Here is a 12,676-nt window from a genome sequence, read left to right on the forward strand (position 1 = left end):
TGTATCGGCATTGTCAGGGTCATGGTGGCCTCCTTGCTCGCCAGACGACGAATGGGCGTGCGTCGTGTTTCCGGTGCTGTGTCGATCACCGATGCGACGCTGCTGCTCATCAAGCTCCTGGGCGTGAAGTCCATCCGCGATGTGCAGAACCAGCGCGATCAGTTGCTTGTTGTCAGGCTTGGAGCGCACCCGAGGCTCGGCCGAGATACGTCGGCCCGTGCTCGTCACCCGGTAGTGCCTCATACCCGCCAGGTGAACTCGCCTGCCCGTCAGCGTCACGGGCGACGCGGCGTTCCTTGCGGCGGGCGGCACGGAGCCGGAGGTAGATGCCGAAGCCGTGAAAGAGGAAGCGGAAGCCCTCGCAGATCCCGATCAGAACGAAGAGGTGGAGCCACTCCGGTCCTCCGTTGTCGATCAGGACGGTGCACCCGTAGGCGAAACCGAAGTAGACGACCCCGGCGAGCATGGCCCACAGACCCCACTTCGGGTCGCGCTGAGTGCGGAACCAGTCGAGCAGGATGGTCGAGGGTATCCAAGGCCGCAGCACCCGGAAAAGGATGACGACTGCGATGAAGATGAGCCAGATCATGGTCAAGTCCTCCCGAAGCGGCGACGCTTCCTATGGGATGGACTTGCCGGGGCGGCTTCCCCGGTTCGTCTGCCACCTGCCTGGGGCCGGTGACGACTAGCTGAACATTGATGTCGCCTACCCCTAGTCTAACGCCTGCACGCTGCTGTCGGAAGAGCGGTCGTCGTGGGTCGGGTACCTACCCGTATGGCCACGATGGAGCAGCTGGCGTTCGACTTCGATGAGTTCGCCCGCGAGGACGCCCGCGCGCGACTGCCCGAGTGGGCCGGAGCACCGCTGCACTACACCGAGGACTACTACCCACCGAGGCTGCTGGACGAGGCGTTTGAGCACTGGCGGTTCATCAACGGCAGCTTCGGCTCGTTCGCGCGTAGCCATATGTGGCACCGCTTCAGTCATGCCACTGTCGAGTTCGGCGAGCATCGCGCCGAGATGTTCCACGCCGATCTTCGCCCTGAGCCCGACGCGGAGGGGCCGGGCGATCTGCTGAAGAAGATCGTCTGCGGGCCGTGCGCGTGGCAGTCCGACGCCGGCGGCGAGTCAGATGCGGTCGAAGCGTGGCACGATCACGCCGTACCGGGGTGGCGAGACCTCCCCGTGGTTCCCGGCCAGATTCGGGTACGCACCGACAAGGGCCTGTCGAAAGTGGCCCTGCGGTGGATTGAGCAACGCTACCCGCAGCACATGCAGATACCTGGTGCCCCGATCATCACCGAACGCCAGCAGTTCGGCACCCGCCACGTTCCTGCCTACTCACCCTGGGGCGGCTACGACCTGTCCGCTACCGCGCTGGAGCGCCCCGCGCCTCGGCCCGCAGGTCACGCCGTGCGCCGGGAGCCTGCCCAGTTCGAGCCGTCAGTGAGCGCGCCGCGTCGGACCGGGCGCATGCTCGGCGACTGACCGGCACACGAGAGCGGGGCCGAAACTTGGGAGTAGGGCTTCGGCCCCGTAAGCGGTGCGATGCTCAGCTGATCTCGCCGGTCTCGGGGTTGAGGTTGGCGTAGAAGTCGTGTTCGAGTTGGCGGCGGCGCTCGACGTCGGCGATGACGTAGGCCACGAAGTCCTCGTCGCGGTCGGTGATCGGGGTGTCTTCGATCGGTTCGGCCTCGTCCTCGCCGGGCCAGACGGTCTGGCGCGTGGGCCGGTCGCGGTCGAGGCGGGTGCCGCACGCGGCGACCCAATCACGCAGCCGCTGCCTGGCGTCCGCGAAATCCCGGTGCCAGCCGATCGGGGCCGAACCGTTCTGCTGCGGGTCGAACGCGCACAGCCAATGGGTGTGAAGCGCTGAGAGTTCCCAGTGCAGCTCGGGGTGACGGTGCCACATGGGAGGCACCACCGACGACGGCAGCCCGTAGGTCGTGCGAAGCCAGTTCACCCACTGGTTCAGTTCCAACCATGCGGCCTCGGCGTCGTCGGCGGTCAGCAGGTTCCAGTTGATCGGGCCGGGCGGTTCATCGAGCATCGGCCCCGCCGCCCCGACCCGGTTTGTGGTGCCGTGGTCGATTTCGGGTTCTGGCTCGTCCTGCTCGGGTACGAAGTCCTCTTCGTCATTCATGGTGTCGGCCCTGTCCTACTGCGACATCACGGCCGGTTCGCGCTGCTGCGCGGGCCGGTCGTCGCGCTCGAACCCCTGGCTGCGGTCGAGGCCCGGGGCCTCACGCTGCGGTGTCTCCTGCTGCGGCGCACGGTCGACGGTGTAGGGCGTCCACATCATGTCGTGGCCGATCTTCGTGGCCACGAACTCTTCACGCTCGTTGCCGTTCTGATCGGTAAACGGCCGCACGTACCCCTGTGCGATGAAGCGGTCGTCCTGCTGGAACTTCTGGCTCGCTTCCTCGGCGGTCTTGCGGAAGAGCACCATGTCGTGGAACGTGGTGCCGGTCTTGACAAACGAATCCTCGCCGTCACGACGGAAGTGATCGACGCCGACGCGCGCGTACAACCGCGCGATCCCGTTCTTGCTGTACGTGAGCCTGGGTTCGGAGTCGATGTATCCGACCAGCGCTTCACGTGGTCGCAGCTTCGCCCGTTCCTGCCTCTGGCCGTCGTGCGGCTCGTTCTGCTCGTCCATCAGCTTGCCTCCTACCTCACGGTGCCCCGCCAGTAGGCGGCGCTGCTTGTGTGTGGCGGCAAGGTGCACGAAGCGGCCCGCGAGCCTTAGAACCCTCGCGCGGGCGTCTCCCGCGCCCACGACTGCGCCGACGAACCAGCTCTGCTGGATACCGGGGTGCGTTCGGGGTTCGGGCGGACACCGAGCGCGGGCCGGTGTGCTCGCACGGTCTCGACGTTCAGCCCATTCGGTGGGTTCCCCGGCGCGGGTTCGGGTTGTGCTGCGTGGTCGATGTCTTCTTGCATCGCGGCCAGCTGGGTCTCGATTCTGGCGAGGTCTTTCTCCGCGTCGGCAAGGGCCTGGGCGTGGCGGAACGGCTGGCCGATGCGCTGCTCGGCATCGTCGCGTTCGGTCTCGGCGCTGGCGAGGTCGCTGCGGGCTTGCTCGAGGAGGGAGGGGATGCCGGATGCGCGGTTCTCGATGCGCTGGATGAGTCCGACGCCGCCGTCGAGGAACGACTGGCGGGTCATGATGAACCCGCTACGCGGCACCCCGTCGAGCCGAATGTTCACCACGGGGTCGGCCCCGAGTGCCGGGCTGGTCGAGACGATCACGTCAAAGCCGCTGATCTGGCCGATGACGCCGTGGTCGCGGGAGGCGTAGCGCGGTGCCCACTTCAGGTCGGAGTCGTGCGCCCAAGTTGCGAGCGCGTGTGCAGCATCGGCCCGGGAGGTGTAGGTGTTGTCGCGTAGCTCGATGCGGAACCTGTCACCGGAAGTGTCGGTCACGCGCGGCAGCACCGCTTCGAGGGCTTCGATGTCGGCTGCGGCACTCCGTGCATGGTCACTGGCGCGGTCGCGGGCGTGGACGAGCATCGACTCGTTGCGGTGATAGGCGCGTTCGAGACGGCGGAGCCGTTGTACTTCGGTATGCACCGTGGAGTGCTCCAGCAGAAGCGGGTTCCCCGAGGAGATGGCCTTGGCTTCGGCGGCGGATAGGGCGGATGAGTCAATCTCCTCGATCTCGCGGGAGTCGAGGTTTCCACGCATGAGCTGCGCGATGAAGGTCGCCTTCCGCTCGACCCCTTGCCACATGTAGGAGTCGAATGACCGTTCAGTGACGAACCGGACGATGCCGATCTCGGGGTTTTGGTTGCCTTGGCGCAGGATGCGGCCCTCGCGCTGGGCGATGTCGCTGGGTCGCCACGGGCAGTCCAGGTGATACAGCGCGACGGCCCGGTTCTGGACGTTGGTGCCGACGCCCATTTTCTGTGTGGAACCCATCAGCACCGCGACGTGCCCGGCACGCGCGGCAGCGAACAACCTGGCTTTGTCCACGTCGGTCTTGGCTTCGTGCATGTACCGGATGGACTCGGGCGGCATCCCGCGCACGACAAGCTGCGCCCGCAGTTCGTCGTAGGCGTTCCACTGGGTTGGGTTCGGGGTGCCGATGTCGGAGAACACCAGCTGCAACGCACCCCGCACGGGCGACTCCTGCCCGGTGATCGGGTCGAGGTAGATGTTGTCTTTCGTCTGCTCCCAGACCCGGTGGATGCTGTCGGCAGCCAGGTCCACCTTGGTCGGCCCAGACGGGTCGGTGGATGCGATCATGCGGATATCGAGGGCGGCCTTGCGCCCATCGGTCGAGATGGTGAGCATGTTGTCTTCGCTGGGCGACACCGCCCGGGCTGCGACCTTCTCGGCACGCTTGCCGAGGGTCTCGATGAACTGCTCCAGCTCGACCGTGGGCTGGATCGCGACCGTCGCCGGTGCCCGCCTACCATCCTCGCGCTCGGCGATCTCGGGGGTGGGCAGTTGCAGATCCTCGGCGGTCTTCACATCCGCGAAGATCGACCAGAGTTTCAGCATCTCGGGCACGTTCTGGAACTTGGCGAACCGCGTCTTCATGCGGAACGTGTTGTTGCCGGTCGGGGCCATCTCCATCTGCGTGACCGTCTGCCCGAACGTCGCCGCCCACGCATCGAACGCGCCGATACCGGCGGCGTCGAGCAAGTCCGGGCGCAGGTACTTCTGCATCACGAACGCCTCGGTCACGCTGTTCGAGATCGGCGTCGCGGTCGCCCCGGTGACCACCCGTTCGCGGCCTTCGGAGCGCAGGTATTCGAGCTTCATGTGCAGATCGGAGGCACGGTTGGAACCCTCGATCGCGGCGTCTTGGATGTTCGAGTCGGTGGCGAGGTTCTTGTACATGTGCATCTCGTCCACGACCACGTAGTCGATGCCGGTGTCCTCGAAGCACACCCCGGCATCTCGGCTGGTGTCGATGCGGGCTTTGACCTTGTTCTCCAGCTGGAGCAGCTTGCGCTGGATGCGTTTGACGCTCATCGCGTTCTCGCCCGTCGCGGTGGCGAGCACTTCCCGCATGTCGTCGACCTGGGCTTGGATGTACGCCTGCTGGGTCTCGGTGCGCAGTGGAATCTTCTCGAACGCGCCCTGCGTCATGAGCACGCCATCCCACTCGCTCGCCGAGGTCCGTGCGACGAACAGGCGGCGCTTGTCGGCGGTGAGGTCTTTGCTGGACGCGGCGAGAATCCGGGCCTGCGGATAGATTTGCAGCCACTCGCGGGAGAACTGTTCCAGCATGTGATTCGGAATTACGAGCACGGGCTTGTCGATCAGCCCCATGCGGCGCATCTCCATGACGCCCATGATCATTTCCGCTGTCTTGCCCGCCCCGACCTCGTGGAACAACCCGGCAGCCGGTTCGGCGATCATGCGGGCGACGGCGGAGCGCTGGTGCGGGCGCGGGGTGAAGTTCTCCGCCAGCCCCGGCAGGCTCAGGTACTCGCCCGCGTCGGTGTAGTCGCGCAAGACGATGGAGTTGAATCGCCTGTTGTACTCGGCCACGAGCGTGCGGGCGCGCTCGGGGTCTTCAAACACCCACTCGGCGAACCGCTCTTGCAGGGCGTCGGCTTTCTCCTGCGCGGCGGTGGTCTCCAGCGGGTTGAGCACGCGACGTTTCTTGCCTTCGACGTCTTCGATCTCGTCGTAGACGAGCAGGGTCTTCTGCTCCATGATCGCCTGGGCGATATCGGGGGCCGGGCGACGCGCGGTGCCCCACTCGCTGGTGGCCAGCAGCCCTTGGCGTCCTCCCCGCACTTCCCACATGCCTGGCAGCGGGTTCTCCACGTTCACGTCGCGGGTGCGCAGCAGCTCGTTCAAGAACTGCGCGTGCACGTCGGCGCTAATCCACACCGCGCCCATGCGGGCGCTGATCTCTTCTACGCCGAGTGCTTCGGGTACGACCTCGGTGAGCGCGTCGACATTAGCCTGGAACGCCGGGTCGTCGGCGGCGCGCTCGGTGGCGTGCTCCAGCTTCATGCGCACGTCGCCGGAGAGATACGCGGGGGCGTGGATGAACTCGTCGGTGATCGGGTCGGTGAACACCAGCCCGGTCAGCGAGGCGCGGGCTTCGGTTTCGTCCATGCCGAGCATGTCGGCGATCAGCGGCAGGTCGATCCTGCCGGTGCGGTCGAGGCTGACCGCTATCGCATCGGCCGGGGTGTCAACGCCTTGGGGTTCGGTGCGCGGGGAGACGACGCGGCGTGTCATGATCGCCGCCGGGGTCGCGGTCTGGTCGGTGTCGTCAAACTGCTCCAAGGCGAGCACGAGCGCCCCGAACGGGTCGGAGCGCAGCAGCCGGATCGGGGTCGGCACCGTGCGGGCGTAGGTGTCTTCCCCGGCCTCGTTGGTGCGGCCGGTGCGGCGCAGCGTGTACCGGTTCAGCGGCCCGTACCTGCCAACATACTTCCGGTAGTCGCGGTACAGGCCCTCGCGCGCCTGGTTGATCTCGTCGGTGTCATCGACGGTCGCGGCCTCCAGTTCGAGCAGCCGGTGCGCGCCGTCGCGCAACCCCAGCAGGGCGCGCAGCTCCGGCCCCGCCGATTTCGGCACGTCCAACGGTTCGACGGAGCCTTGGACGACGGTGCCGAACCCGGTGTCGGTGGCGACGATGCTGCCATCCCACAACTGCGGCGGCGACGGCACACGCGCGGCCTGCCGTGCCTGATACTCCGCCGTGGGCGCAGTGAAGACCCTTCCGGTGCGGCGGGCTGTGAACGTGATCTGGTCGAGCACATCGGCCAGGTCGGCCTCCAGGCGGTCGAGGTCGCCATCGACGGTGAGCGTCGGGGTGCCGTACATGCCCTGCCGGATGCTCAGGGTGCCGAGCACATGCTCGGGGTGGTGATCGAAGTAGGCGTTGATCTTCGCGCGCTGTCCGTCCAGGCTGATCGGGGTGACCGTTTCCCACAGGTCATCTGCCGGGGGTTGCCCGTCCTCGCGGCGGTGCAGGATGAGCAGATCGGTCACCACGTCGGTTCCCGCCGTGCGCCGATGTGCCCCGGCGGGGAGCCTGATCGCGCCCACGAGGTCAGCGCGCATCGCCATCTCGCGGCGCGCGCCGGGGTTCTGCGCGTCCATCGTGTACTGCGACGTGAGCACCGCGACCATCCCGCCGGGCCGGGTGAGCCGCAGGCTCTTGAGGATGAAATGGTTGTGCATCGACAGCCGCGTCGGATTGTGCACCGGGTCGTGCAAGGTCACGTCTGAGAACGGCACGTTCCCGATCGCCGCATCGAACGAGGCTTCGGGCAGCCGGGTGTCGGCGAACGACTCAGTCCGTACCTCGGCGTGCGGATACAGGGCGCGGCTGATCGCCGCGGTCACCGGGTCGAGTTCCACCCCGGTCATGCGCGCGGTCTCGGGGGCCATGCCGAGGAACGTGCCCAGCCCGGAGCCGGGTTCCAGCACCCTGCCGCCGTCGAAGCCGAGCGCGGTCATGGTCCGCCACATCTGCCGCACGATCAACGGGTCGGTGTAGTGCGCGTTGATCGTCGTGCGTGCGGCGGCATCCCACTCGTCCGGGGTCAGCAGGCTCCGCAGCTGCTCACGCTCGGTTGTCCAGTCCTGCCTGGACTCGTCGAACACATCGGGCACCGCGCCCCAGCTCGACCAGCGCGCGAGCATCTGCTGCTCATCGGCGGTCGCCGGGCGTTCCTGCTCGGCGAGCAGCCGGGCAGTTTCGATCGCGGCGATGTTCGCGTGGAAGCGGGCTTTCGCGCCCGAGGGAGCGAGGTCGTCGTGCGTGGCGGGCACGAACCGCGCCACCGGCGCGACAGGCTCCTGCCCGGCGGTATCGGCGGTGGGGGTTAGCGGACTTCGCGCAGGAAGCGCATCGACGCGGCCTCCGCCAGCAGGCTCTGGTGTTCTTCCAGGTACTGCCTCGGGATCTCCGCTTCGACCAGACCCTCCAAGAACCAGAGTGGCACGGCCCAGTCTTTGGCTTTCTGCTCTAGGTCGACCGTCGAGGGCATCAGATCGGGGGCGTCCTGCATCCGCTCGGCCCAGACGATCAGGTTCTCGTCGTTCGGCGTGGTCTGGTTCCACTCCTGCCGGGCCTCGTCCAGCGGCAGGCTCGGGTCGCTGACCCAGGCGAGTTGCTGCATCACGACCTCCTCCGCTATCCGTAGCGCCGTCATCCGGTGTGCCACGTCCTTGAGATAAGTCTCCCTCGAAGAGGACGTCTTGGCCAGCAACAAGGGGCGGTTCGTCTCGATCTGTCGCGCCAGCTCGGTGATCTGGCCCTGCGCCTCCTGGCCCAGATCGGTGAAGAACCGGGTCGGGTCGTCGAGGTTCTGGAACCGCTGGGGTGCGTGGGTCTTCCAGTGCGCCATCGCCTGCGCTCCGTACTTGTTCATGTGTCGATCCCTCCAGTCCGGTCGCGGTTTCGGCTGCTTCGTTGATCTGCTCGTCGGCGGTCTGCTCGGCCAGCCCCCACAGGTCGAACTCGAGCTGACCGGGCGGCGCTTTCCGGCTCCTGCGGGCCATCGGCCATCACCTCCACACCTCTGCCGTCGTTGCTGCCACCGCCGACCGCAGCTCACGGCCACGGATCAGCGGTCGGTGAGATAGGTGCAGCTCAGGGGCCATTCGCGCCTCGTTCCAGCAACGCCTCGATCTCGACCCGATCGGCCTTCAGCCGCTCGCCGTCGTCGCGCTTCGTCCACGGGCGCAGATCGGTGATGATCGGCGGGGCCGAGCGCAGCAGCGTGACCGCGGTGCCGAACGGGAGGGTGCGGATTCGCTCGGGCGGCATGATCGCGATGCGTCTGACCGAGCGTTGATTGGACCGGGTGCCGTGGTCGCCCAAGGTCACACTGTCGGTGAACTCGTCGCGTTCCCCGATCAGTGAGGAGAGGTCTTGCAGATCACGGGAGTTGGATGCGCCGCCGAGGACGACCTTGGTGATCGCCGCATCCCAGATCGCGTTGGCCTGATTCTCGCTCCACCGATCCCGCGCCTGGGCGAGGCTCTGGAGCACCGGCATCGCGGTGATGCCCGTTCCGCCTCCCTCCGACATGAGCGTCGGCAGGCTCGGCAGCGGGCTAAGGTTGGCGATCTCATCACACCGCCCAGGGTGACGTTGCCGTCGTTGCGGATGACGAACTCGTATTCGACGAGGTCACCCGGTCGGCCGGTCGCACCCGCCGCCAGCTGCTGGGTCTTGGTGATATCGATCTGCGGCGAGCCGGGGGCCGTGGAGACGACCGACTCCGGAGAGTCGCCGCGCACGCCATCGCCTTGCGGCGTCCTGGCGGAGACGTCCGCGGTGTTGCGGACCTCACCGGCATCCAGGTCCGCCTGCGTGATCGTGTACGACGCCGTCGCGGAAACGGACTGTCCCGGCGCCAGCTGTCCGACCGCACCAGGCCAGATGCCGTAGACGATCTCGCCGAGACCGGGCAGCTCATCGGAGAGCGCCATGTCGGTGAGGGTGAGAGTTCCGGTGTTCGTCACGGTGAAGGCGTAGTCGATCGCCGTGCCGACCGAGCCGTCCCCGGCGCGCGTGCCGACCTTCGAGACTCGCACCGCCCCCGTGCCGTCGACGAGCGGAACGACGGTCTGCTCCGATTGGTCGGTGACCTCGCCTCCACGCGGGTGGTCGCCTGCTCCGGTGGCGGTGTTGCGGATGGCACCGGCGTCGACGTCGGCCTGGGCGATGGTGTACGTCGCGGTCGCCGTGACGGTCTGACCGGGAGCGAGACGCCCGGGCGTCCCTGGCCAGGTGTAGGAGAGGGACGAGAGACGAGGTAGCGGATCGGCGATGGAGACGGCGGTGAGCGTTGTGTTGCCGGCGTTGCGGGCGGTGAAGCTGTAGGTGATGACGCTGCCGACGCCGCCCGAGCCCGAGGTGATTGTTCCCGACTTCGTCGTCGTGAGCGCGGGGGCCGAGGGGATCGTCGACACCTGGACCTGGGGCGAGGTGCCGGAAGCGGTGGCGCCCGAGGGGGTGCGGGCGGTGACGGTGGCGGTGTTGCGGACGGAGCCGGCATCCACATCGGCCTGGGTGATCGTGTAGAAGGCGGTGGCGGTGGCGGTCTGGCCGACCGGGAGCGTGCCGGCGGTCGCGGTGGGCCAGGTGAGGACCGGAGGCGAGAGACCAGGCAGCGGGTCGACCAGCGACGCGTTGACGAGGGTGACGTTGCCGGTGTTGGTGAACGTGACCGTGTAGTTGATCCGGTCACCCACGCGGCCGGTGGCTCCTGAAGCGAGCGTGCCGACCTTGCCGACCGAGATATTCGCCGCGGACGCGATCGGGGTGGTCTGACTGCTGTTGCCGACGGGCTTCACACCGCCGTCGTCGTCGGTCGCGGTCACCGAGGCGGTATTGGCGACGGAACCGGCATCGACGTCGTTCTGCGTCAGTGTGTAGGTTGCCGTGGCGGTCACGGATTGGCCCGCCGTTAATGTGCCTGCGGGTCCGGGCCAAGAGTCGAATGTGATGGCGGACAGTCCGACGAGGGGGTCGGTGATCGAGATGTCGGTGAGCGTTGACTGGCCGGTGTTCGTCACGGTGAAGGTATAGATGACGGTTTCGCCCGCGCGACCTGAGGCGCCGGGGGCCAGCGCACTGGACTTGACGAGCTCGATGGCGGTGAGGAGCACGGTCGTGCTGTCGCTGTCCTGGGCGAGATAGTTGCCGGCTGATGTGTAGGCGGTGCCTTCTGCCGTCGAGGTGTATCCCGTCGAGGCGGGGGCGGTCGCCGTGCAGGTGTACGTGGTGGTCTGCAGTGGGGCGAGTGTCAGGGCACCGAGGTTTCGCGCGCAGCCGGCCTGATCGTCCTCGATGATGATGTTGCGGAGGGTGCCCGCTCCGGTGTTGGTGACGCGGATCGTGAAGGTTGCGAGTTCGGATGCGGTCCGAGATTGCGTGTCTGCGGTGCCGTCGAACGTTTTCACCACCTGGAGACCTGCTGTCGGAACGGAGAGGATGGCGTTACGCAGAAGGTAGGAGTCGCCGATGGTGCCGAGGCGCAGGTTGACTCGGGTGTCCCCGCCGGCGACATTCGATAGCGGGGCTGTCGATACGTCGACACTCTGATTGGTGAACGCGGTGTTGCCCGCGCCGGTATACCGAACGGAACGTTCTGCTCGTCCAATACCGAAGTTGTTGGTGGCGCCAGCGGGGTTTGCAATAGGGGTGAACGTTGTCGAGGTGCCTCGTGAATACGATGCCGCGTCGCCCGTGATGTTGCGGTCGCCCTCGAAGAGGGTGAATCCGGCTCTGGTGCCCGGGGCGACGGCAGTGAAACCGTTGAAGGCCACGGACAGGTCCGGGTCTGATGCTCCCTGCCGGACGTGGCCTTCGTAGAAGATGATGTTGTGCGGCACGGACGCCTGGTTGCCGAGGATGAAAGTGCCGTAGTCGTACACGACGGTCACCGACCATCCGGCGTAGCAGCCTGCTCCGGTCGGCGTCCAGAGATTGCCAGCGGAAATAGTCACATCGGACCCGGTGGTGACGCCCGCGAAGGCGCTCGTGACGTCGGCACTCGCGGAGTAGTAGCGAGCCGTTGCCTGGTTGGTCGGATCGACGAGCATGCTCTGCGGTGCGATGCTGCTGATTCCGCCAGAACCTACCCGGAACTGGACGGCCCGGTTTAGGTACCCGGTGGCCGAACCGGCCGGCAGGGTGGCGGTGCCGCGGGCCGTCGAAAAGGTCGTGCACAGCGAGCGGTTGTCTCCCGTGTACGCGCCCGTGTTGGCGCTCCAGCTCAAGAACGCCTTGACGACGGTCGCGCCTGCCGGGACGTTGATCGTCGCACTGGACGAGTTGGTGGTGAACCCGCCGGCTGCGTTGGTGTTCGACATTACGAAGTTATCGTTCACGTTGTCGGCGTCGCTGTTCGACGCCGCGTGCAGGTCGTTGCAGGTTCCTACGCCGGTGCCCGCCGCGGAGGTGCAGGCGAGTACGCCGTTGCCTGCCATCAGGAAGTCGCCGTTGACGTTGGCCTGATAGTTGGGCGCGGTGCCCGAGTTCGTTCCCCACTGCACCACCACCGCCTCGGCTGGAGCAGGGGATGCGAGAGTTAGACCGACGGTTGCGAGGGTGGCAGCCATCAGCATGGCGACGAATAGGCGCCAACGCCGAGCATGCAGGACATTGTCCTCCATGAAACGCCCCCTCCCAAGGCCGACCGTCTGCGCCGGATGCTTATGGGGATCGACGAATGCGGTACCGCTCAGCCTAGTCAGACTTTCGCATACCTTCAATCACCCGTATGCCGTCGCGCTCCTTGTTCCACCTTTCGCCAGGTCAACGGAGCCTCATCGCGCCCGGGCCTGCATCACAGCCAGCGTCGGGGTCTGTCCGTTCCTTTGTGTACGGGGCTTCGGCTTAGTTGATTCCTAGGCGGTCGCCGTAGGTGATGGACAGGGTATTCAGGATAGCTTTCCAGCCGGCGATCTGCCCGGTCGGGTTCGTGCGATTCGGGCGCCGCTCGAGCACCGTCAGGTAGAGCACCTTCATCGCCGCCTGCTCGTTGGGGAAGTGCCCGCGGCGTCTCGTGGCCTGCCGGAACCTGGCATTGAGCGACTCGATCCCATTGGTCGTATAGATGAGGCGTCTGATCTCCGGCGGGAACTTCAGGAACGGCACGAACTCGCCCCACGCGCTCTCCCACATCTGGATCATCGCCGGATACAGGCTCCGCCATTGCTCGGCGAACTCCGCGA

General features: G+C 66.7%; 7 protein-coding genes and 2 pseudogenes. 1 reads left to right on the plus strand and 8 read right to left on the minus strand.

The genetic code is table 11. The features are described 5' to 3' along the window. Positions 1–172 precede the first annotated feature (172 nt). Entirely contained in the window at positions 173–589 is a 417-nt protein-coding gene (locus tag KZA10_RS01395) for a hypothetical protein (RefSeq protein ID WP_094451897.1), read from the minus strand. 186 nt (positions 590–775) lie between these two features. Between KZA10_RS01395 and KZA10_RS01400 the strand changes: the two genes are divergently transcribed. Then, positions 776–1,489, plus strand: coding sequence for a DUF6349 family protein (locus KZA10_RS01400; protein ID WP_094451896.1), 714 nt, complete (start codon positions 776–778; stop codon positions 1,487–1,489). Between the two features lie 64 nt (positions 1,490–1,553). Here the strand turns inward: KZA10_RS01400 and KZA10_RS01405 are convergent, their stop codons facing one another. From KZA10_RS01405 to KZA10_RS01435, 7 genes and pseudogenes are all read right to left on the minus strand, one after another. Next, positions 1,554–2,144 (minus strand): hypothetical protein, encoded by a 591-nt coding sequence (locus KZA10_RS01405; RefSeq protein WP_036341012.1) that lies wholly within the window; start codon positions 2,142–2,144, stop codon positions 1,554–1,556. Between the two features lie 15 nt (positions 2,145–2,159). Beyond that, positions 2,160–2,660 (minus strand): single-stranded DNA-binding protein, encoded by a 501-nt coding sequence (locus KZA10_RS01410; RefSeq protein WP_052001302.1) that lies wholly within the window; start codon positions 2,658–2,660, stop codon positions 2,160–2,162. Between the two features lie 86 nt (positions 2,661–2,746). Next, positions 2,747–7,756 (minus strand): helicase, encoded by a 5,010-nt coding sequence (locus KZA10_RS01415; protein WP_308289567.1) that lies wholly within the window; start codon positions 7,754–7,756, stop codon positions 2,747–2,749. 53 nt (positions 7,757–7,809) lie between these two features. Then, entirely contained in the window at positions 7,810–8,358 is a 549-nt protein-coding gene (locus KZA10_RS01420; protein WP_094451895.1) for a hypothetical protein, read from the minus strand. A gap of 221 nt (positions 8,359–8,579) precedes the next feature. Further along, positions 8,580–9,068 (minus strand): annotated as a pseudogene (locus KZA10_RS17585) (type IV secretory system conjugative DNA transfer family protein); the annotation flags it as partial. A 689-nt stretch (positions 9,069–9,757) separates the two neighbouring features. After that, positions 9,758–12,115: pseudogene (locus KZA10_RS01430) on the minus strand (hypothetical protein); the annotation flags it as partial. A 223-nt stretch (positions 12,116–12,338) separates the two neighbouring features. Further along, the coding region (locus KZA10_RS01435) for a transposase (RefSeq protein ID WP_218681976.1) at positions 12,339–12,676 on the minus strand (338 nt) is incomplete at its 5' end.

The organism is Microbacterium sp. BF1 (genome assembly GCF_019279095.1).
Classification (GTDB): domain Bacteria; phylum Actinomycetota; class Actinomycetes; order Actinomycetales; family Microbacteriaceae; genus Microbacterium; species Microbacterium maritypicum.